Annotated in this window: 13 protein-coding genes; 11 read left to right on the top strand and 2 right to left on the bottom strand. The window is 41.8% G+C overall.

Annotated features, from left to right (window positions below; genetic code table 11):
- Positions 1 to 26 precede the first annotated feature (26 nt).
- Positions 27 to 2,165: an alpha-glucuronidase family glycosyl hydrolase gene (locus HMPREF9010_RS12740; RefSeq protein WP_008648848.1), complete on the top strand. Its 2,139-nt coding sequence runs from the start codon at positions 27 to 29 to the stop codon at positions 2,163 to 2,165.
- A gap of 107 nt (positions 2,166 to 2,272) precedes the next feature.
- Entirely contained in the window at positions 2,273 to 3,727 is a 1,455-nt protein-coding gene (locus tag HMPREF9010_RS12745; RefSeq protein ID WP_008648847.1) for an ATP-binding cassette domain-containing protein, read from the top strand.
- 35 nt (positions 3,728 to 3,762) lie between these two features.
- On the opposite strand, the gene HMPREF9010_RS12750 is transcribed toward HMPREF9010_RS12745, so the two are convergent.
- The gene (locus tag HMPREF9010_RS12750; RefSeq protein WP_004311422.1) at positions 3,763 to 5,583 is read right to left on the bottom strand and encodes a PAS domain-containing sensor histidine kinase; all 1,821 of its coding nucleotides are present in this window, start codon (positions 5,581 to 5,583) and stop codon (positions 3,763 to 3,765) included.
- Positions 5,584 to 6,075: 492 nt separating this feature from the next.
- Here HMPREF9010_RS12750 and HMPREF9010_RS12755 point away from each other — a divergent pair, with 492 nt between their 5' ends.
- The 8 genes from HMPREF9010_RS12755 to fsa all read left to right on the top strand — a co-directional run bounded on the left by HMPREF9010_RS12755 (position 6,076) and on the right by fsa (position 18,165).
- Complete coding sequence (locus HMPREF9010_RS12755; RefSeq protein WP_008648845.1) at positions 6,076 to 6,579, top strand: RNA polymerase sigma factor; 504 nt, start codon at positions 6,076 to 6,078, stop codon at positions 6,577 to 6,579.
- Between the two features lie 66 nt (positions 6,580 to 6,645).
- Positions 6,646 to 7,713 (top strand): FecR family protein, encoded by a 1,068-nt coding sequence (locus tag HMPREF9010_RS12760; RefSeq protein ID WP_004326488.1) that lies wholly within the window; start codon positions 6,646 to 6,648, stop codon positions 7,711 to 7,713.
- Positions 7,714 to 7,732: 19 nt separating this feature from the next.
- Positions 7,733 to 11,329, top strand: a complete 3,597-nt coding sequence (locus HMPREF9010_RS12765; RefSeq protein WP_008648842.1) for a SusC/RagA family TonB-linked outer membrane protein — start codon at positions 7,733 to 7,735, stop codon at positions 11,327 to 11,329.
- A 20-nt stretch (positions 11,330 to 11,349) separates the two neighbouring features.
- The gene (locus HMPREF9010_RS12770; protein WP_008648836.1) at positions 11,350 to 12,777 is read left to right on the top strand and encodes a RagB/SusD family nutrient uptake outer membrane protein; all 1,428 of its coding nucleotides are present in this window, start codon (positions 11,350 to 11,352) and stop codon (positions 12,775 to 12,777) included.
- A 20-nt stretch (positions 12,778 to 12,797) separates the two neighbouring features.
- Positions 12,798 to 15,302 (top strand): zinc-dependent metalloprotease, encoded by a 2,505-nt coding sequence (locus tag HMPREF9010_RS12775; protein WP_004326491.1) that lies wholly within the window; start codon positions 12,798 to 12,800, stop codon positions 15,300 to 15,302.
- A gap of 313 nt (positions 15,303 to 15,615) precedes the next feature.
- Complete coding sequence (gpmA, locus tag HMPREF9010_RS12780; RefSeq protein ID WP_004300826.1) at positions 15,616 to 16,362, top strand: 2,3-diphosphoglycerate-dependent phosphoglycerate mutase; 747 nt, start codon at positions 15,616 to 15,618, stop codon at positions 16,360 to 16,362.
- A 26-nt stretch (positions 16,363 to 16,388) separates the two neighbouring features.
- Positions 16,389 to 17,441 carry a class I fructose-bisphosphate aldolase gene (locus tag HMPREF9010_RS12785; protein WP_004300825.1) on the top strand — a complete coding sequence of 351 codons (1,053 nt, stop codon included), beginning with the start codon at positions 16,389 to 16,391 and terminating at the stop codon, positions 17,439 to 17,441.
- A gap of 67 nt (positions 17,442 to 17,508) precedes the next feature.
- Positions 17,509 to 18,165: a fructose-6-phosphate aldolase gene (fsa, locus tag HMPREF9010_RS12790; protein WP_008648835.1), complete on the top strand. Its 657-nt coding sequence runs from the start codon at positions 17,509 to 17,511 to the stop codon at positions 18,163 to 18,165.
- A 107-nt stretch (positions 18,166 to 18,272) separates the two neighbouring features.
- Here the strand turns inward: fsa and HMPREF9010_RS12795 are convergent, their stop codons facing one another.
- Entirely contained in the window at positions 18,273 to 22,220 is a 3,948-nt protein-coding gene (locus HMPREF9010_RS12795) for a two-component regulator propeller domain-containing protein (protein WP_008648834.1), read from the bottom strand.
- Positions 22,221 to 22,583: 363 nt separating this feature from the next.
- Between HMPREF9010_RS12795 and HMPREF9010_RS25450 the strand changes: the two genes are divergently transcribed.
- Positions 22,584 to 22,757, top strand: a complete 174-nt coding sequence (locus HMPREF9010_RS25450; RefSeq protein ID WP_083792326.1) for a transposase family protein — start codon at positions 22,584 to 22,586, stop codon at positions 22,755 to 22,757.
- Positions 22,758 to 22,829 lie beyond the last annotated feature (72 nt).

The following is a 22,829-nucleotide window of genomic DNA, read 5'->3' as shown; positions in this document are numbered from 1 at the left end:
AAAACAACCGCTTCTATCTGAAAAATATGCCTAGAAATATATTTGCATTGATATTCACTATCCTTTTTTGCTTTTCTTCTATTTGGGCAGAAGATGGAAGTGCCTTGTGGCTTCGTTATGCATCGGGAGCGAAAGCGGAAATTACCAGCAAGAAACAATCACCTACATTACGTATTGCGGTTTCCGAATTACAGAACTTCTGGCAGGGAGGAATCCCGGTTACTTTGGAGGTCCGGAACAATAAAGAACTTCGTGCACTTGGAAATGAGGGATATACGATTCAGACCTCCAAAGGTGGCAATCAAATAACGATAGCTTCTTCCGGTGAACAAGGAGTACTTTATGGAACGTATCATTTACTCCGTCTGCAAGCTACCGGACAACTACCGGAATCAGCTTTGCAATCCCTCAATATCTCCGAACGACCTGATTATCGAATTCGTATCCTGAATCATTGGGATAACTTGGATGGTACAATCGAACGCGGATATGCCGGACATTCACTTTGGAAATGGGACGAACTTCCGTCTGTTGTCTCTCCCCGTTATGAAGCCTACGCTCGTGCCAATGCTTCTATCGGCATTAATGCCACTGTAATAAACAATGTCAATGCAAGTCCTAAGATACTATCTAATGATTATTTGCAGAAAGTCAAAGTCTTGGCCGACGTTTTCCGCCCTTATGGCTTGAAAATATATCTTTCTATCAATTTCTCTTCTCCCGCAGCTTTAGGCGGTTTATCCACTTCCGATCCGTTGAATAAAGAAGTGATAAACTGGTGGAAGCAGAAAGCCAAAGAGATTTATTCTCTGATTCCCGATTTCGGAGGTTTTCTGGTGAAAGCGAATTCCGAAGGGCAGCCCGGTCCGTGTGATTACGGACGGACTCATGCCGAAGGGGCCAATATGCTTGCTGATGTGTTGAGGTCCTATCATGGCATTGTGATGTGGCGCGCTTTCGTTTATTCTCCTACCGACAGCGACCGTGCCAAACAAGCCTATCTTGAATTTGAACCTTTGGATGATAAGTTTCGGGATAATGTTATTGTGCAGATCAAGAACGGTCCGATAGATTTCCAACCCCGTGAACCATTCAGCCCGCTGTTCGGAGCCATGAAAAAGACGGCAGTTATGCCCGAATTTCAAATCACACAAGAGTATCTTGGTTTTTCCAATCATCTTGCATTCCTTGCTCCTATGTGGAAAGAGTGTTTAGACAGTGATACTTATCTGCAAGGTAAAGGCTCTACCGTTGCCCGTGTGACAGATGGTTCTTTATTCTTTCATCCGCTCACGGCTATTTCCGGAGTGGCAAACATCGGTGATGATACTAATTGGTGTGGACATCCTTTTGCTCAAGCCAACTGGTATGCTTTCGGACGATTGGCATGGAAACATTCGCTCTCTTCCGAACAGATAGGAGAAGAATGGTTGAAACAAACTTTTCTTCCCGTTACCGGTGCGCAAACCGATACTCCGGCAGGAGAAGTCATTCAAAAAGAGCAGATCGACGCTGAACTCTCCCTTCTCAACTTCCAAGTGCTTCAGAAATCGAGAGAAGCAGTAGTAGACTACATGATGCCTCTCGGCTTGCATCATATCTTTGCATGGGGACATCATTACGGACCGGAACCCTGGTGTGATATTCCCGATGCCCGCCCGGATTGGCTGCCTCCTTATTACCACCGTGCCGACAACATGGGGATAGGTTTCGACCGCAGCAGTACAGGAAGTAATGCTACCGGACAATACCATTCTCCATTATGCGAGCAACTGGACAATGTGAATACTTGTCCGGAGAATCTGCTCCTTTGGTTTCACCATGTCCCTTGGAATCATCAGATGAAGAGCGGACGTACACTTTGGGCAGAACTGTGCTACGCGTATGATCGTGGTGTAAACGAAGTGAGAAACTTTCAAAAAGTGTGGGACAGGATGGAACCGTATATTGATTCCGAACGTTTTCGTGATGTGCAACACCGCCTGAAGATTCAGGCACGGGATGCTGTCTGGTGGCGGGATGCTTGTTTGCTTTACTTCCAGCAATTCAGCAGACAATCGATACCTTACGAATTGGAACGTCCCATACACGAGTTGAAAGATATGATGGAATACAAATTGGATATTACCAATTTTGAATGTCCACCTTATGGGTTTAGTAAGTAAATAAAGATATTCCTTCTACGGAACGAATAAGAATATGTTTGCAATTTGGCGTCTTTTATGATAAAATTGTTACCTTTGCGGGCAATAATAAAACAGAATAAAAGAATATGAACCAAAATACATTCTGCATGGCGGGGGGCGTAGCACGCAACCCGCTTGTGCGTTTAGCCAAACCCATCACGGCAACTATCGGAGCGAATGAACACATAGCTATTGTAGGTCCCAATGGTGGCGGTAAAAGTCTTTTTGTAGATACCCTGATCGGAAAATATCCATTGCGTGAAGGAACCGTACAATATGATTTTTCCCCCTCTGTCACCCAGACTCTTTATGATAATGTGAAATACATTGCTTTCCGTGATACCTATGGAGCTGCCGATGCCAATTACTACTACCAGCAGCGTTGGAATGCTCACGATCAGGATGAAGCTCCTGATGTTCGTGAGATGTTGGGAGAAATCAAGGACGAGCAACTACAACGCGAACTGTTTGAACTCTTCCGTATCGAACCGTTGCTCGACAAGAAAATTATTCTCCTTTCCAGCGGTGAATTACGTAAATTCCAGCTAACCAAAACCCTGTTGACTGCTCCCCGCGTGTTGATTATGGATAATCCGTTTATCGGACTGGATGCTCCTACGCGTGAACTGTTGTTTTCTTTGCTCGAACGTCTGACAAAAATGTCGTCCGTACAGATCATTCTGGTACTTTCCATGCTCGATGATATACCTTCATTCATCACTCATGTCATTCCTGTGGACAAAATGGAGGTCTTTCCTAAAATGGAACGTGAAGCCTATCTGGAAGCTTTCCGCAGTAGAGATGTGGTTACCGCTTTGGATGATTTGCAGCAACGGATTATAGATTTGCCATCTGATGGCAACAATTACGATTCGGAGGAAGTAGTAAAACTTAATAAGGTCAGTATCCGTTATGGCGACCGAACTATTCTGAAAGAACTGGACTGGACAGTCCGTCGTGGTGAGAAGTGGGCGTTGAGTGGTGAGAACGGTGCTGGGAAATCGACTCTGTTGAGCCTTGTCTGTGCAGACAATCCGCAATCGTATGCCTGTGACATCAGTCTCTTCGGACGGAAAAGAGGGACGGGAGAAAGTATTTGGGAAATCAAGAAACATATTGGTTACGTAAGTCCGGAGATGCACCGTGCTTATCTTAAAAATCTGCCCGCTATTGAGATTGTAGCCAGTGGTTTGCATGACAGTATCGGTCTGTATAAACGTCCTCAACCGGAACAGATGGCTATCTGTGAGTGGTGGATGGATATATTTGGCATTGCAGATTTGAAAGATAAACCATTCCTGCAACTATCCAGTGGAGAACAACGTTTGTCCTTGTTGGCAAGAGCTTTCGTCAAAGACCCGGAACTGCTGATTCTGGATGAACCGCTTCATGGCTTGGATACTTATAATCGTCGACGGGTAAAGAAAGTGATTGAGGCTTTCTGCCGACGCAAAGATAAGACGATGATTATGGTGACACATTATGAATCGGAACTTCCCAACACTATAACAGATCGTATTTTCTTAAAGAGAAACCGGTAAACATTGTTTTCTGATATTTATTTTGAATTTAGATTTTAGTTAATCGGATGCGTAAACCAGAAACAAGAACCTTTCCCCGGTTCTGATTCCACTCCGATTTTGCCGCCTAACTGTGTGACGATACTTTGACAGATAGGGAGTCCCAGCCCTGTGCCGGCAATAAAATTATTCAATTTCACGAATCGGGTAAAGATAGCTTCCTGCTTTTCCGGTTCGATGCCCATTCCCGTATCTTGAACCGAGAATCTGACTTCATTTCCGTTGATTCGGTAATCAATAACAATACTGCCCTCGGAAGTAAATTTCAGAGCATTCGTTACAAAATTCAGCAATACCTGATACAACCTGTTTTTGTCGCTGGTAAAAGTAAGCTCGGGCAGTTCCGGTGCTAAGAGAATCTCTACTTGCTCTGTAGCCCTTACCTGCATAGATTGTAGCAGTTCGTTGCAAAGTTGTTGTGCATCCACTTGTTCCGGGATAATGTCGAAAGTCCCTGCCTCAATCTTTGACAAGTCAAGAATATCCGAGATCAGTTGTAACAAGAGCTTGTTGTTTTCTTCAATAATCGTTGCATACAGATGTTTTTCTTCTGCATCCTCCGCTTCCTCAAGCAAACTGGAAAAGCCTACTATCGCATTGAGCGGGGTACGTATCTCATGACTCATATTCGCAAGAAAAGCAGATTTTAGCCGGTCGGCTTCTTCAGCTTTCTCTTTGGCGCCAATCAGCATCCGCTCTGTCTCTTTCAGTTCGGTAATATCAAAGTTGATACACAGCATTTCGATGATATTGTCCTGGGGCTGGTAATTCCTGACTAATACGTTAACCCGTGTCCAAGTGTAATTTCCATCTGCTCTGCGAATCCGGACATCGCGGGATAGCTTGGAACTTTCTCCTTTTATCACTTTATCCAGGAAGTCGATCATCACAGCTCGATCTTCTGGATGGAAATGGGAATGAATGCCGATGATTTCCGGCAATGGGGTACCCTCTTCTTCACCTACATTCCTGTACCAGCTTCTCAAAGCATACCCATCCCGACTCAAAGCATCGAAGTGCGCGTAACCTACTTTGGCATAATCTCCTACCAGGTCGAAAAAACTCTCGAATTCCTGAATCTTATTATAAGCAATTGTATCTTCGGTCTTGTCTACATTAATTAAGAGGTAGTTGATAGGTTCGTGATTGTGATCGTATAGAGTGGTGACTTTGGTTGTTAAGTCAATGAAACCGGTTGTACTGTTAGGCTGATAATATTTGTTGATTTTGGAAAAGTCGTACCGGAATGTAAAATCTGCGTTCTCATTGTCTTTTATTTTCTGTTTTATCTCTTCCGGCAATATAGGATTCTCGAAAATGTTGACTCCCAAAATATCTTCTTTATTGGAAATACGGAACATTTCCATATCTTTTTTATTCAGGTCGACCATTTGACCGTCCTTATCATATAATTCGATGCCTACCGGAAGATTCTTATAAATATTATGTAGGATCCGCTCGCTATTTTGTAGAGCTTGATGTGCAGATGCTATATGAATTCCCTCTTGGGTTTCGGCAATTCCATATACTTTGGTGTTACCATTTTCGTCTGTTTCCTGGAAGCATGCCTTGCTACGAATCCATACATGACCTTTGGGAGTATCAAACAAGTATATTTCTTCTACAGTCTGTTGTACTTTGTCAAAAGACGGAAAAGTTGCGTATCCCTGATCTTCTTTTAGAATACGCTTGTTGAAATCTTCGAAACTGATGAGCCCGTCTTCTCCTATTCCGAGTAGTTGGGAGATAAGTTCCGAACACTTGTAAGTCTCTGCTTTCAAGTCAGCTTCCCACCATCCTATATTCGCTTTGTTCATAAGCTTTTGTAGGAATTCGTTTTCGTTTTGTTCGTTTATTTTCAAGGTATGTCTGTATTATCAGGTAGTTAGACAATAATTTGCTCGTAAAAATAATCATTTTTGTTGAATTCCACCTTAAAAAAGTAAAAGATAGTATGATTGTATCACAAGGAAAGTATGTATTACAAAGAAAATGGGCATATATGAGCAGAGTATCAATAAATTATCTTCGTGTAAAAAAAGTAATCGAAGCATTCTGTACGCGTAAAGATAAAGCGAAGATTAAATCAACGTCCAGATGAATGGAAACGGCCGGATATAGTTGTGAATCGTATCTTTCTGGAGAGAAACATAGTGTCAAAATATTAAGAGTCAGACGATGGGAATAGAATATGTCTATAACAACAAATGTATTTATATGAATTATAATCTTTTTTAATAAATAGAATGTTTTTTGCTCCAATTGGTTATCTTTGCGCTCTATGAAACGCAAAAAGTAACTATAAATACATGAATAATAGTCAAAATGCTATAACTGTTATATACAGGGAACATTGGCAAAAACTCTATATTCATGCATATAATCTGCTGAATGATGAGGAAAGCGCAAAAGATGTGGTGAACGATGTCTTTTGTTCGGTGCTTGAGAGCAACGAACGGTTGACAACGGAAGAGGATCTGCTGCCGTTATTCTTCATCATGGTGCGAAATCGTTGTATTGACCAAATACGTCATCAGAACGTGGTGCATAAAAATGCGGAAAGATATCTGGAAGAACTTTACAGTGGCTGGACTGTGAAAGAATACCGTGAGTATGAAGACAAGATAAACCGGATGCAGGAGAGTATTCGCCAGATGGCTCCACAAATGCGAACCGTAGTGGAAGAATTCTTCTTAAATGAAAAGAAATGTGCGGAAATCAGTGAAAAGTTACGTATTAGTGATAATACCGTTAGAACGCACATTGCCAGAGCTTTAAAGATACTCCGAAAACAATTAACCATCTTTTTTTAAAAAAAATCCTATCGGGGTGTCATCAGTTTCAGTAACCTTTACGTGTTTAATGAAACTATTGACACTATGATAGACCATTCAGATAAAAAATTAGATTATGCACTTCGTGCCATACAACATCCACAATTAAGAGAAACTGATGAATTTCTTCAGTGGATAGGTATACCTGAAAATAAAGAACTTTTCTTGGAATTAATGGCTTGTAAGGAAGCTGTGATACGTGAGAATCTGCAACGGAAACGCAAGTACAGAAAGAAAATGCGTATCTTGGCAATTGCTTCTTCTGCTGCAGCTGTCTTGATACTGGCTTTTCTGATTCCTTCTTTGCTTCCTTCCACTTCTTTACCTGCAGAACAGCCGATACGTTTTTTTGCTGCGAACAACAATGATGAACATGTGGTCCTACAAATGGATGGTCGTAGTGAACAGCAGTTATTGACAGACAGTGTGATGGATGTGAAAGACTGGAAAACTGTCTCGGCAGACACTGTATGCTGTCAGACTTTGACTACACCACGTGGAAAAGATTTTCTGCTGGTACTGGCTGATGGGACTAAGGTATGGCTCAATGCTGAAAGTCGTTTGCGCTACCCTGTGGCATTTAATGGAAAAGAACGACGTGTGGAACTAGAAGGGGAGGCTTGCTTTGAAGTGGCAAAAGATGCCGAACATCCGTTTATTGTATGTGCTAATGGCATGAATACCATGGTGCTGGGAACTAAATTCAACGTGCGTTCCTATAGTGTTGAAGATCGTCATGTAACTTTGGTGAATGGTAAGGTGCAGGTCACAAACACAGTTAACAATAAGTCGGTAACATTACGTCCGGGACAGGATTTGACCTATACGGAAACCGGAGAGGAAAAAGTATCAGAAGTGAATATCGCTACATATACAGCCTGGACAGAGGGAATGTTCTACTTTGAGGATGTGCCGTTGGAAGAAATCATGGGTGCTTTGGGAAGATGGTATAATGTGAATATCGATTTTGAGCGGTGCGAACTGTACCATATCAGGTTGAACTTCTGGGCTAATAAAAATACCCATTTGGATGAAGCATTGGAACTGCTGAATAAGTTGGAGAAAGTGCAGGTGGACTATCAGGACGGGACCATTACAATCAAGCAGATTTAACTATACAAATACAACTCTTATGAAAAAGCAACAAATTACATTATTAGAAAAAAGAACTAAAAAAAAGCTTGTGTGGATGAGAACTGCCTTTCTATTGCTGGTGTTTACAGCAACAGCCTTGCAAGGATGGGCGCAGAATGCAGAAAACAGGCAGATTTCTTTAGAGATGAAAAACGAACCGCTCGGTTCGGCCTTGAAACAGTTCAGCAATGTATCTGGTTATAAGGTGAATTTTCCCAGTGAAGACGTTGCACCCTATCGTGTAACTGTGAGTATATATCAGATGGCTCCTTTTGCAGCACTTCAGAAGATTCTGGAAGGAAAGCCTTTTGAGTATGATGTGAAACAAAATTTCATCACTGTCCGTAAAGTGAAAGCTACCTCGACAACTGCTTCAGGTAAGTTCAGAAATGTTGGAGGTCAGGTAGTGGATGAAAGTGGTGATCCCTTGCCGGGAGCAAATGTAAAGGTGCTTAACAGTCCCTTTGGTGCTATTACGGACGCAGAGGGAAACTTTACTTGTAAAGTTCCGGTGGATGTACATACATTGGAAGTGTCTTTCGTCGGTATGCAGTCGGAAAAGGTTTCTGTTAAAGACCGTAACAATATCCGGGTGATAATGCATGAGGACAAGCAACAATTGGGGGATGTTGTGGTGACGGGCTATCAGCGTATTAGCCGTGAACGTTCTACTGCAGCTTTCGGTTTCGTTGATTCCGAACAACTGAACAGACAGATGCACAGTGACCTGGCCTCATCTCTGGAAGGGCAGATAGCAGGTTTGCGTATGAATATTAATCCGAATACGGGTGATATGAGTCCTATTCTTCGTGGAGTAGGTACGTTCTCGGATGACGTAGGAACAAATCCGCTGATCGTTGTGGACGATATGTCAACCAATTTAAGCTTGAGCGAGATAAATCCTTATAATGTGGAAAGTATCACAGTCTTGAAAGATGCTGCCGCTGCTAGTATTTATGGTGCTTTGGCAGCCAATGGTGTTATTGTAGTGACCACGAAACAAGCTCAGAAAGAAGGTGCGCACGTGAGTATTAATGCAGACTGGTTTATCACTACCAAACCAAGTTTCAAGAGCTTGAACTTAGCTTCAACAAGTGATATTATTGATTATCAAACAGCTGTTTTTGATGCTAATGTAGCGGAAAAAGGAAGTGCGGCGAATTTTTTATCTTCTTTTCAGTACAATTATTATAATCCCTTGTTCCAACTCTATCTGGATCAGGCCAATGGAGATATTACCAGTAGTGAAGTAAATGCTACGTTGGGACAATGGCGTAATAATGATTATTATAAGGAATATCGTGATAATGCTTGGCGTACGGCTATAACCCAGCGCTATAATGTAACTGTATCACAGAAAGCCGGAAATAGCAATCATTTCCTTTCTTTCAATTATGAAAAGGATAGTCAGCGCGTTATTAGTAGTAAAAGCAATAAAATTTCTTTGTACTATAAATCGAATTATGCGGTCACAAACTGGTTGAATCTGAATGCCGGAGTGGACGTACGTATGGGACGTAGTCATACTCCGAATAGCAGTTATACCAGCTATACCCTGCAACAACGATATGAGCGGATATTGGATGCCGACGGTAACCATTATACTTCTCCTTATGTGAATGTAGGTGCATATCCTTCCTATAATGGGAGTGTTGTAAGAAAAGCTGAAGGTGTCTCACCTTATAGAACGTTTGGTTTCAATGTACTTGATGCATTGGAGGAAAGCATAACAAAGTCACATGATGTTAGTATTCGTCCGTTTGTAAGTTTACAGGCTCGTTTCCTGAAAATGTTCAAATACAACTTCATGTATCAATATGAATGGAATAAAGGTAAGAGTGAACTATTTGAGTCGGAAAATACTTATGCAATGCGTATGCTACATAACAGTATGGTTGATACAAATGGAAAAGCACAATTGCCGCAAGGGGGACGTTTTTCTCAGACAGAAGTTGAAAGTAAGCGTTACACGGTACGAAACCAAATAGACTTTGATAAAACTTGGAAGGACCATGCAGTAACTGCCATTGCCGGTCTGGAATTTCGTGAAAACAAGATTCCGACACCTGCCCGCCAATTGTTGTATGGCTACGATCCGCAAACATTAACTTCTGATTTTATGAATTGGCAAGCCTATCGTGACGGTGTAGGAACCAGTGCTCTTTCTGACAGAACGATTACTTTATCGGGGCTGTCTGCTACTTTGCACGAGTCACGCCATCGTTATGCGTCTTTTTATGCAAATGCAGGATACTCTTATCTGTCACGTTATAATCTTTCCGGAAGTATTCGTTGGGATCAAGCCGATTTGTTCGGGCTCGATATACGTAATCAGCGCCATCCTTTGTGGTCAGTCGGTGCGTCTTGGATTCTGTCGGAAGAATCATTCATGAAAGAGATTTCCTGGCTGGATTACCTTAAACTACGTATGACGTACGGTATTAACGGTAATGTAGATCAAGCTTCGACTACCTATTTTGTTGTAAAGAAAAAAACACAGAGCAATCCCATCAAAACGACTTATTTGACTTACGAGGATGATGATCTGCCGAATCCGAAGCTTCGCTGGGAGAAAACGGCTACTTACAATATAGGATTAGATTTCCGTCTTTTCAAGAATCTGATAAGTGGAACTCTGGAGTATTATAATCGTCACTCATCTGATTTGTTGGTACGCCGATATATGGATCCGACTTTAGGAGCTGGCTCACGTGTAGTAAATAATGGTGAGATGCGTAATCGTGGTGTAGAGCTTTCCCTTTCAGCCAATATCATACGTAAGAAAGACTGGAACTTCGCTGTAGATTTTAACTTTGACCATAATAAGAACAAAATGTTGAAGGTGGATCATAGTGAATCCGACAATGCGAGCCTCTTTATAAAGAGTCCGCTGAACTATTTTATGGAAGGTACTAGTTATAATACGTTATGGGCTTACCGTATAGATCGTATGGAGAATGGATATCCGGTAGCAGTGGACAAAGATGGAAATGATCTGGTGAAATTCAATGAAGATGGTACGGTAGCCAGTATCACTTCTGGTTCTTCGCTCAAAGGTACTGATGACTTGGTGAACCTTGGTTCGCTGACTCCGAAATTCAGCGGGTCAGTAGGGTTAAGATTCAACTATAAGAATTTTGATTTGAATGCATTCTTTGTGTATGCTGGTGGTAATAAACTGCGTAACAGTGTATTAAAAATGGATGACCAGTTAGGTACTCAAACCTTGAAAGGAATTGCCAACCGTTGGACTGCGGATGATTCGAATGCACAGGTACGTATGTACCTCGATATACCGGCACAGGTAAAAACTTATGCAACAACTTTCCAGGATTGGTGGCAATTTGGTGACATCAATGTGAAAGATGCAGGTTATGTGAAATTGCGTAGTTTGAGTGTAGGATATAACTTGCCGTTTATGGTTTGCCAGTACCTCCGCCTCTCTTCTCTGAAAGTGAAAGTGCAGGTAAATAATCTGTTTACCTGGTGTAAGGCAGGAAGTGATATTGATCCGGAAAGCTATGGAATGAATGACGGTACACGTGGCATCGCTTCTCCTAAGACTTACTCCATCGGATTATCAACAAGTTTCTAACCATTTAAAAGATATAAGATATGCGTAAATTACTTTATATATTGCCAGTTATTCTCATATTGGGTTTTGCAGCCTGTGAAGACTATGTGGATATTACTCCTACAGGCAAGAAAACGGTGGATTCTACTGATACTTATTATGAATTGATAGCCCTGCCCAACCGGGCCTACCATCCGGCAGCTTTTGCCTTGTTGAGCGATAATGTCTGGTCGAAAGAATCGAATATCATAGGTAATGAATTTATTTCATGGGATGGTATTAACATGACTTTTAATGAGGCAGCTAACCGGAAAGAGCTAAGTGATAACAATTTATATGAAAATTGTTATACATATATCCTACGGTCAAATATCGTAATTTCATTGGTTGATGCTAGTCTGGGTGATAAAGATGTTAAGGAATTGGCAAAAGCGGAAGCAAAGATCATGCGTGCCTGGGATCACTTTATTCTGATAAATACATTTGCGAAAGCATATAATCCGGAAACTGCAGCCACTGACGGTGGAGTTGCTATCATTGATAAATATGATTTGGAGGCTACTCCAACCAAATCTACGGTTGCTCAAGTATACGATTTTATTATTAAGGATATAGAAGAAGCGCTTCCTTATTTACAGGAAGAGCCGGTGAATGTATATCATCCGTCAAAAGCTTTTGGATATGCGTTGGCTGCCCGTGTTTATCTGTTCCATCGAGATTGGAAAAAAGCGAAAGAAGCTGCCGAAGAATCATTGAAGTTGAATAATACCCTGATTGATTATATTGATTTGGGAGCTAAAGGAGGTCCGACTAAGGTTACTACTTATGCCAAAGGCGGTAACCCGGAAGTGCTGAACTATGCTTATATGGGTGGTCCTACTGAAGTTTTGGCCTTTTGTTATGGTATGCTTAGCCCGGAGATGGTACAACTTTTCGGGCAGAATGATGAACGTTTGAACCAATTCTTTAAAACGAGTGACAACAGTGTATACTACTTTGACGAAGGTTCAGGAGCTGCTTTGTGGAATACTTCGATTACTTATTCTAAGTTTCAGCCTATGTCTGTGGGAATGCGTACTGCCGAAGTTTACCTGATTCTGGCAGAAGCGAAAGCACGGCTGAAAGATATACCGGGAGCTGTCCAAACATTGAATCAGTTGCGTGAAAAACGAATCAAGGGAGCCGAAGCTGTATTGCCGGAACCTGCTACCGAACGTGCGATGGTGCAGGCAGTCATTGATGAGCGCCGTAAGGAGTTAATCTCCGGATTTAGTCGCTTCTGGGATTTGAAACGATACAATACGGAAGCTGATTACGCAAAGACAATCACCCGTACTTTCCCGCTGGTATCTACGGATGTCGAGAAAAAGACATATACGTTGAAGCCGGATTCACGGTTGTATATCATTCCATTCCCGTTGGCTGCCCGTGAAAAAAATCCGAACCTGACAATGAACACTAACGAATAAAAAAAATAAAGAAGAAAACTATGCGAAAGATTTTGATGATGGCTGTGTTGGCGTTCCTGTCCTTGCAAGGTGTGGGAGCTCGTGCCAGTGGTATATCTCTTCTGGAAAGTGGAAAGAAGAAACTGGTAGCACAGGAAGATACGGTCAAGAAAGACACTGTTAAGAAAGTAACGGCTTATGAAAAACTGTTGAAAGATGGAGGAAGTGAATGTGAGGGTATGTTTACGGTACGCCACATCAAAGATAACTGGTATTTTGAAGTGCCGGATACTCTTTTAGGACGGTTGTTGTTGGCTGTGACCCGGTTTAAAGCAGTGCCACAGGGTTTCAAAATGCTTAGCGGAGAAGAGGTGAACCGGAGTGTTGTTTATTGGGAACAGCATGATGATAAGACTCTCTTTTTACGCGAATATGTGCAATCACAGTTTGCCCGTCCGGGTGATAACATTGCCGAGGCATTGAAACAATCGACTGTAGATCCTGTAATCTATAAGTTTGATGTAATCGGTAGAAATCCGGAGACTCAGGCACAGCTCATTGATGTATCAAAACTCTTTTTAGGTGATAATAAATTGTGCGGCTTTACCTCAAGCGACCGTTCCATTCTTGGCATCGGTACTTTAGCCCAGGACCGCACATTTATGGATACGATAAAAACCTATCCTATCAACGTGGAGGCAGTGACTTTGCGTACTTATAGTATTAGTGCTGGTAGACTACCGGCTGCACAGACTGGTTCGGTGACTGTGAAACTGAATACAAGCATCGTGATGTTACCCAAAGAACCGATGCAGCCACGGTTTGCCGATGACCGGGTGGGATTTTTCCAAAACTCGTTGACCGAATTTTCGGACGACCAGCAGACTACCGATCGTGGAGCCATCATCCAGCGCTATCGGTTGGAACCGAAAGATCCGGAACGTTACCGTCGGGGACAACTCTCCGAACCGAAAAATCCCATTATCTACTACATTGATCCGGCAACACCGAAGAAGTGGATACCTTATCTTAAAGCAGGTGTCGAAGACTGGAATACAGCATTTGAAGCTGCCGGATTCAAGAACGCTATAATAGCTAAAGAATGGCCGAACGATCCCAATATGAGTTTGGACGATGCGCGTTATAGTGTGATACGTTATCTACCCTCCGAAACGGAGAATGCTTACGGTCCGCGTATTGTCGATCCGCGTAGTGGAGAAATTATGGAAAGTCATATTTGTTGGTATCACAACGTAATGAACTTACTCAAAAAGTGGTATATGGTGCAGTGCGGGCCACTGGATAAGCGCGCACGCACGATGACTTTTGACGACAAATTAATGGGCAGTCTGATTCAGTTTGTCTCTTCACATGAAGTGGGGCATAGTATCGGCTTACGGCACAATATGGCAGCCAGTTCGGCTACTCCGGTAGAGAAACTGCGTGATAAAGCTTGGGTAGAAGCCAATGGTCATACGGTATCAATCATGGATTATGCGCGGTTTAATTATGTAGCCCAACCGGAAGATCGGATTTCCGAAAAAGGATTGTTCCCTCGTATCGGTGTTTATGACAAATGGGCTATCCAATGGGGGTATCGCTATCGTCCGGAATTTAAGGATCCTTATAAAGAAAAAGACGTATTACGTGCCGAAGTAACCAAAAAACTGCGGGGAGATCATCGCTTGTGGTTTGTTGGTGATGAAGGAAAGGGATTTGATCCCCGTAGCCAGAGTGAGGACTTGGGCGACAATAATATGAAAGCCAATGAATATGGTATAAAGAACCTGAAAAGAGTGATGGAAAACATACTGACCTGGACAGCACAGCCTGACGGAGAGTACACTGACTTAACCACCATTTATAATTCGGTTCGTGCCCAACATCTGAAGTATACCCTGCAAGTGCAGAAGAACATAGGAGGACGCTATACCAATAATTTGCCGGATCTCAAAGTGCATGATTATCTGCCACGCAGTTTGCAGAAAGAAGCTGTTGAATGGTTGGGACGCAATTTGTTTGTAGCTCCGCTCTGGCTCTATCCTGATGAAGTGGTGAGTCGTACCGGAGTCAAGCCGGTGGATGAGATTCGTGACCGCCAAAGCTCTGTTGTAGCTTTGCTACTTGCACCGGGAATGTTGTATAATATTTACTCAACCTCATTGTGTTCTTCGGAATCGTATGCACTCGATGATTATTTGAACGATGTATTTACTGCAATATGGAAACCGTTGAATGATCCCAGTGAACTGGAGAATAATTTCCGCCGTCAGTTGCACCGGACTTATCTGGGGTTTGTCGAAGGAATGATTAAACCTAGTAGCAAAGATGGTGCCAATGCAAATCTGGCAATCAGCCGTTCTGATATTCAGCTTTTTGTAGAACAGCATTTAGATAAGATTGAAGAGTCAGTAAAAGAGCAACTTGCTGCTTCTAAGGAGGGAGATCTCAATTACCGGCATTATGCGGCATTGCTGCGCAACGTTCAGAAAATAAAAGAAGGATATTATGGAAAAGATGCTGATACGCGGTCTTCTGATAAATAGCTTTGAGGAAAACGAAGAATAGAAAAAAATAGAAAAATAGAACAGTAGAACATTTTCTTGTATATATAAACTCTCTCTTTTTACTTTTACAGACTTACTCTTCTCTAATGATAACCTTGCTTTGATGAATCATCATCCATAATGCAAGCTTAGAATTAGAGGAGGGTATTTTTTTATATCCCTGATTACTGCATCCCGCTTCTTTGTAGAAAGAATCATTATTTCTGGGTATTGACAACTATTTATTTTCTAGTGAACTTTGTGAAGAAACAATCTGTTGTATATATAAAAAGAAGAAAGGAGAATTTTAGAAATGAAAAAGATAGTATTACTTCGTCACGGAGAGAGTGCATGGAATAAAGAAAATCGTTTTACGGGCTGGACAGATGTAGATCTGACAGAAAAGGGAGTTGCCGAAGCTGAAAAAGCCGGAGAGACATTGAAAGAATATGGTTTCAATTTTGATAAGGCTTATACTTCCTATTTGAAGCGTGCGGTGAAAACCTTGAACTGTGTTCTCGATAAGATGAATCTGGACTGGATACCTGTAGAGAAAAGCTGGCGCTTGAATGAAAAGCATTATGGTGAATTGCAGGGATTGAATAAAGCCGAGACTGCCGAGAAATATGGAGAAGAACAAGTGCTAGTGTGGCGTCGTAGCTATGATATAGCTCCCCATCCTCTTTCAGAAAGTGATTTGAGAAATCCCCGTTTTGATTACCGTTATCATGAAGTACCCGATGCGGAGTTGCCTCGTACTGAATCGTTGAAAGATACCATTGAACGTATTATGCCTTATTGGGAAAGTGATATATTTCCTAGTCTGAAAACAGCTCATACGCTGTTGGTGGTCGCTCATGGCAATAGTTTGAGAGGCATCATCAAGCATCTAAAAAACATCTCCGATGAAGATATTGTCAAGCTGAATCTACCTACGGCTGTGCCTTACGTATTTGAGTTTGATGAAAACCTGAACGTTGCTAATGACTATTTCCTGGGAAACCCGGAAGAGATCAAAAAACTGATGGAAGCAGTAGCCAATCAGGGAAAGAAAAAATAGAAAAGTTACACATTAAAAAAGAAGTTATGAGTAAAGTAGTAGAATTATTAAGAGATAAGGCCTGTTATTACCTGGACCACACTTGCGAAACCATTGATAAATCATTGATTCATGTTCCGTCTCCCGATACAATAGATAAAATCTGGATTGATTCGGACCGGAGCATCAGAGTATTGAACAGTCTGCAAACGTTGTTGGGACATGGCCGCCTGGCAAATACCGGTTATGTGTCTATACTTCCTGTCGATCAGGACATCGAACATACTGCCGGAGCATCGTTTGCCCCCAATCCGATCTATTTCGATCCGGAAAATATCGTAAAACTGGCTATTGAAGGAGGCTGTAATGGAGTAGCTTCTACCTTTGGGATTCTTGGATCCGTAGCACGTAAATATGCCCATAAAATACCTTTTATCGTTAAGTTGAATCACAATGAATTACTTTCTTATCCTAACAGTTTCGACCAAGTATTGTTTGGTACCGTTAAAGAAGCCTGGAATATGGGAGCAGTAGCGGTAGGCGCCACTATCTATTTCGGTTCGGAACAGAGTCGCCGTCAGCTCGTGGAGATAGCCGAAGCTTTTGAATATGCTCACGAACTGGGGATGGCAACCATTCTTTGGTGTTACCTGCGCAATAATGATTTCAAGAAAGGTGCTGTCGATTATCATGCTGCCGCCGACCTGACAGGACAGGCCGACCGTTTGGGAGTGACTATCAAAGCTGATATTGTGAAACAGAAACTTCCGACTAATAATGGTGGCTTCAAAGCTATCGGTTTCGGAAAGATCGACGAGCGTATGTATACCGAACTTGCTTCCGAACATCCGATTGACCTTTGCCGCTACCAGGTAGCCAACGGCTATATGGGACGCGTTGGTTTGATTAACTCCGGTGGAGAATCTCACGGTTCTTCCGATTTGCGTGATGCAGTCATTACAGCTGTAGTCAACAAACGTGCAGGAGGTATGGGATTGATTAGCGGACGTAAAGCGTTCCAGAAACCAATGAACGAAGGGGTGGAATTATTGAATACTATTCAGGATGTATATCTTGATTCGTCAATAACGATTGCATAATCAGAGATGAATGGAAATAAATTATTATCTTTGACTATTAGATCGTTAACCATTAAAAATTAAGAGTATGAAATTTTTTATTGACACAGCTAATTTGGAGCAAATTCAGGAGGCTTATGACCTCGGAGTACTTGACGGAGTGACTACCAACCCTTCGCTGATGGCGAAAGAAGGTATCAAAGGAACGCAGAATCAGCGTGGACATTATATCAAGATATGCAAGATTGTCAACGGAGATGTCAGTGCCGAAGTGATAGCAACCGATTATGAAGGAATGATTCGTGAAGGTGAAGAACTTGCCGCGCTCAATCCGCATATTGTAGTAAAAGTTCCCTGTATTGCCGATGGCATTAAAGCGATCAAACATTTCACGGAAAAGGGAATCCGTACTAACTGTACATTAGTCTTTTCAGTAGGACAGGCATTACTGGCAGCTAAAGCCGGAGCTACCTATGTTTCGCCTTTTGTCGGTCGTCTGGACGATATTTGTGAAGATGGAGTAGGGCTTGTGGGAGATATTGTACGTATGTATCGTACCTATGATTACAAGACACAAGTGCTCGCTGCTTCTATCCGCAATACGAAACATATTATCGAATGTGTGGAAGTGGGAGCGGACGTTGCTACTTGTCCGTTGAGTGCTATCAAGGGTTTATTGAATCATCCGTTGACGGATTCGGGATTGAAGAAGTTTCTGGAAGACTATAAAAAAGTCAATGGTTGAGTAAGTAATGAAACTTGCAGTATATTAAAATTTTTAGGCACGGATTATTTGCTCAGGTCTTAGAATTCCGTGCCTAAAGAATATTTGTTTTTTCGGGTAGCTGCTCATTACTCTTTTTTCCGTTCCTGTTTTCTCTTCTCCTTATATTGAGTTGGCGTTTCTCCTGTATATTGTTTGAAAGCCGTACTGAAATAGCGTGAAGTAGTGAAGCCGACCTTCTCGGCAATTTCCGTGAACGACATGTCCGTACTGGTGATTAATGTGATCGCTTTCTCCATCCGGAATTTATTAATGTAATCATTGGCTCCCATATCGGTCAGAGCTTTTAGCTTATTGTAAAGGGAAGCCCGGCTCATACCTATCTCCTTGCAGATAAAAGTGACGTCCAGATTGCTGCTATCCAGATGTTCCTGAATAATTTTATTCAGTTTCAGCAGAAATGTTTCATCTGCCTGGCTGAAAGTGCTCTCTTCCGGCGCAGGGACTAATCCTGTATTCAAATATCTTTTCTTGATAGATTCGCGGTTTTTCAATCGGTTGCGAATGATTTCCATTAGCATTTCTATCTCAAAGGGCTTAGTCAGATAAGCGTCCGCCCCGTTCTTGTAGCCACTCAACTGACTTTGTTTATCATCTCTTGCTGTCAGCAGAATGATAGGAATGTGACTGATCGTAATATCTTCCTTTATATTTTTGCAAAGTTCATATCCATTCATTCTCGGCATCATCACGTCACTGACGATAATATCCGGAGCATGATTTCTGGTCAGTTGAAGGGCTTCCACACCATCGGAAGCAATCACTACCCGTTTGAAATATTCTCCCAGTGACTTTTTCAGAAAATCCGTCAAATCCGGATTGTCATCCACCACTAGAATACTGTAAGGACTCGTATCGAACGTATTTTCCTCCGGTAACAGTTCTTTGCTATCATCGTTCATCAATTCGTTCAGATATGCCTTCGGCTGACAGACGATCTCTTCCGATTGTTGTCTCAAGGGTAGTTCAAAGAAGAATGTTGCACCAGCTTCCTGATTATCCCGTGCACCGATGGAGCCTCCGTGTAGTTCTACCAGAATCCTGGAATAAGATAATCCGATACCTGTGCCGCTTTGCTCTCCTGTACCTTGATAGAAACGGGTGAAGAGTTTTTGTGTATTTACTTGTTTCAATCCGTTTCCCCGGTCAATGATGGAGATACGTACGCTATTTTTCTCGGAAAGCAACTCCGATGTAATTGTTATTTCTGCATCTTGTGGACTGTGTTTCAAGGCATTGATAAGCAGATTGCTTAGAATAATCTCACATTTATCTTTATCGAAACTTACAGTATTGACCTGTGGGTCAAGCTGATAGCGGATACGGACGTTTTTAGCTTCACCTTCGCTGACGAAATCTTGGGATACATGTTCAATCCATTGATTGAGAGCATACGGCTGTATCTGCAATTTACTTTCCCCAACCTCCATTTTGCGTACATCGAGTACCATATTAATAAGGTTTTTCATTCGCTGTGACTGGCGATAGATTGCTTTTATAGGTAAATATTGTGTATCTTCGGCAGAAAGCGATTTCAGTATCCGGCTAAGCGGTGCGTGTATGAGCGTTAAAGGTGTGCGCAGCTCATGACTGATATTAATAAGGAAACGTACTTTTTCTTCATATACCTGTTGTTCATGTTCCTTCATTGCCCATTTCAGTTTTTCTTCCTTACGCTTTAGAGTTCTTCGGAAAGTTTCAATAATAGCGGCAGCAGTAAGAACGGTACAGCTAAGAATAAACCACCATGTCCGATACCAGGGAGGGAGAATGGTTAGTTCCAGTACTTCCTGACTGGGAATCCAACTGCCATCTTTAGCTGTACATGAAGCCATAATCTTATAACTTCCCGGAGGAAGTGAACGTATAGCCAGTTCGGGATTGTACGATTCGATTTGCTGGTCATTCAGCCCTTCTATCTGGTATCTGTACACTTTCTGTCGGAAAATGTCCTTCTCTTTCGACATGATCCGGATAGTGATATTACTGTTCCAGGGAGCGGAGATCCCTGTTGGTCGATTGGTTAATTCGTTATTCACGGATTCTCCATTGATGATGACATCGGATAATTGGAGTTGGGGAAGTTCAGAAGTTGTTAATGGTATTTTGCAGTTAATGTGCAGTAAACCTTTTACTCCACCCATATAGACGTCTCCCTGCATACTTAACAGGCGGGGTTTGGAAAGATATTCGTTCTGGATTACGCCGTCTGATTCGCCGAATAGAACGAACTTTTTTTCTTTGATAAGCCAAGCGAAAAGCATGCTGTCAGCTCCTATCCATACTTTTCCTTGCTGGTCGCATACGATCAAAGTGATTTCACTAAATAGAGAGGTCGGGATCGGAGTCTGTATTTTGGTGGCGGGATTGTAGTGTACCAATCCGTAATTGTTCCCAATCCAGAAGTTTCCCTCTTCGTCTCTTGAAACGGAGTTGATGGTCGTGTCTTTCCAGCATCTGTATAGGGCTTTCAGCCGGTTTGTATGGTTGTCCAGTTCATATATGTGCTTCGTATCATTTAGATAAGTGGTGTTCCTATAATTGCCGATTGGCAGGAGAGCACCGATAATATCTTGTTCTTCCTGTTCTATAGCGGTACTGAAAGTACGTGTATTCAAATCATATATATAGATATGTTCTCCAAGGAACAGAATGCTGTGATGAGTGTTCCGGAGTAGATTTACAGCCTTGCCTCGATTGCATAAGAGTGCTGTTGTTTCAGCGTCGACAATGGTGAAAGGTTGTTTTTCTCCAGTTGCCGGATTGAAAATAAATACTCCTTGTGAGAAAATAGAAATTAATAATTTACCGGGAGTAAACTGACAGATAGAGGCAACTTTGTCTTCCCAGGTTGAGGGATAATGAGTAAATTTCTCTGTGAGCGGATTAAAGTTGTTGATACCTCCTCCGTCCGTGCCTACCCAGATTTGATCTTGAGATTCCTGGAAAAGACTTAGAACGGTATTGTTGCTAAGTCCCCGGTCGTTGCCGGGTGGTACGTCTGTATATGTTTTCATGGAAACTTCCCGGATGCTGATTAGTCCGTTGCGGATGCTGCCTGCCCATATATTGTTGTTGTAGTCGTTGTATAGGCATAAGATAGAGTTGGCGGGAAGTGAATAGTTGTCACTTCCGGGCACATGTTCCAGCAGAGAAAAATGTCCGGTTTCCGGGTCGAGAATATTAATGCCTCCTCCGTCTGTTCCAATCCAGATTTCTCCTTCCCGTTCGGCGAGACTTAGTACAACATTGTTACTTAGAGAAGAGTTGTGGGTAGTATATGTAGCCAGTAGTTTACCGTCGTGTGTCAGGCAGTTCAGCCCTCCGTTGTAAGGGGCTACCCATATTCTTTTTTGTGAGTCTATAAGTACGTTCATGATTTCCTTTCCGCAATCGAAAGGAGGACGGCGGCATTTTCCGGTATTCAGGTCGAGCAGGAGTAGTCCTTGCCAGCGACTACAACAAAGTAATGTTCGTTTATCCCATAGACTTAGCAGAGTCACATTATAATTGGGCTCTAGGTCAAACGTTTGCAGGAGGCGGAAAGTGGCATCCTGATAATTATAGAAAAAGATTTTATTTTTCGAACCGAATAACACTCCATCATCAGTCAGGCAGACGGAATAGGCGATGATATTATTTCCTGTTTCATCAGTCGGTATAAGAAAGTCATCGCTTTGCCGCTGATAACGTGCCACTCCCTTATCTGTCAGAATCCATATATTGTTTTGTACATCTTCTATCAGCTGGTAGATTAAATTGTGAGGAATGGAATGAGGGTTGTTTGACTGATGGACATACTTTTTAAGTTCATGTCCGTCATATCGTCCCAGTCCGGAGCGGGTTCCAATCCATACAAAACCTTGTTTATCCGTTAAAATGCATCTCACGGTGGAGGGAAGACCATCTTTTAGGGAGATTTGCTTATAGTAATAATGACCGGCTTGAAGAGGGGGTATGCCGATAAACAGTGTGACAAATGCGATGCATAGTAGTAAAAAGGTTTTTGTTCTCATGAGATCAGGTCAGTTAAACTAAAAACAAAGATAATACATTCGGATGAATGTTTGTTGAAAAGCAAACTTATTTTGTATTCCTTCAGGTAAAAGAGTTATATATAGTTGCTTTTCTCTATTTAATTTTGTATCTTTAAAGCTTTCCGTCCTTCTAAAGATAAGTTGTCCCCTTGTAATGGGATAATAGTCATCTTATAAGGTGCTATTTATCATTCTATAAGATGCCAGGGCAGACGCATTATATTTTTTACTATATTCTCGTTTGTAATTTCCTTACTATATTGTTGGTTATTAACATATTATCATTTGCTAATGTCGATTATTTTCCTTATCTTTATAAGATATATTAAAACATAAACTAACATGAAAATTGGCATAATTGACCTTTGTAAACAAATAGAAGATCCTAGGATGAACCGCAAAAAAGTACATAAAATGGAAACTATTATCTATATATCCATTGCTGCTGTAATCTGTGGCGCTCAATCCTGGAATGAGATTGAGGAATTTGGCAATGCGAAATTAGCTTTTTTCTAAAAGTCGCATACCTGGTCTGGAGTTCATCCCTAGTCATGATACTTTTAATTAGATTCTTCTAGTATAATAAAG

Source organism: Bacteroides sp. 3_1_23, assembly GCF_000162555.1.
Lineage (GTDB): Bacteria > Bacteroidota > Bacteroidia > Bacteroidales > Bacteroidaceae > Bacteroides > Bacteroides ovatus.
Note: the sequence above shows the minus strand (reverse complement) of the source record. Positions and strands in the feature narration are given on the sequence as shown.

Bases quoted from the DNA above. Each gene is read 5' to 3' on its own strand.
- HMPREF9010_RS12740 (WP_008648848.1), top strand. From the start codon at position 27: ATGCCTAGAAATATATTTGCATTGATATTCACTATCCTTTTTTGCTTT.
- HMPREF9010_RS12745 (WP_008648847.1), top strand. From the start codon at position 2,273: ATGAACCAAAATACATTCTGCATGGCGGGGGGCGTAGCACGCAACCCG.
- HMPREF9010_RS12750 (WP_004311422.1), bottom strand. From the start codon at position 5,583: ATGAACAAAGCGAATATAGGATGGTGGGAAGCTGACTTGAAAGCAGAG.
- HMPREF9010_RS12755 (WP_008648845.1), top strand. From the start codon at position 6,076: ATGAATAATAGTCAAAATGCTATAACTGTTATATACAGGGAACATTGG.
- HMPREF9010_RS12760 (WP_004326488.1), top strand. From the start codon at position 6,646: ATGATAGACCATTCAGATAAAAAATTAGATTATGCACTTCGTGCCATA.
- HMPREF9010_RS12765 (WP_008648842.1), top strand. From the start codon at position 7,733: ATGAAAAAGCAACAAATTACATTATTAGAAAAAAGAACTAAAAAAAAG.
- HMPREF9010_RS12770 (WP_008648836.1), top strand. From the start codon at position 11,350: ATGCGTAAATTACTTTATATATTGCCAGTTATTCTCATATTGGGTTTT.
- HMPREF9010_RS12775 (WP_004326491.1), top strand. From the start codon at position 12,798: ATGCGAAAGATTTTGATGATGGCTGTGTTGGCGTTCCTGTCCTTGCAA.
- gpmA (WP_004300826.1), top strand. From the start codon at position 15,616: ATGAAAAAGATAGTATTACTTCGTCACGGAGAGAGTGCATGGAATAAA.
- HMPREF9010_RS12785 (WP_004300825.1), top strand. From the start codon at position 16,389: ATGAGTAAAGTAGTAGAATTATTAAGAGATAAGGCCTGTTATTACCTG.
- fsa (WP_008648835.1), top strand. From the start codon at position 17,509: ATGAAATTTTTTATTGACACAGCTAATTTGGAGCAAATTCAGGAGGCT.
- HMPREF9010_RS12795 (WP_008648834.1), bottom strand. From the start codon at position 22,220: ATGAGAACAAAAACCTTTTTACTACTATGCATCGCATTTGTCACACTG.
- HMPREF9010_RS25450 (WP_083792326.1), top strand. From the start codon at position 22,584: ATGAAAATTGGCATAATTGACCTTTGTAAACAAATAGAAGATCCTAGG.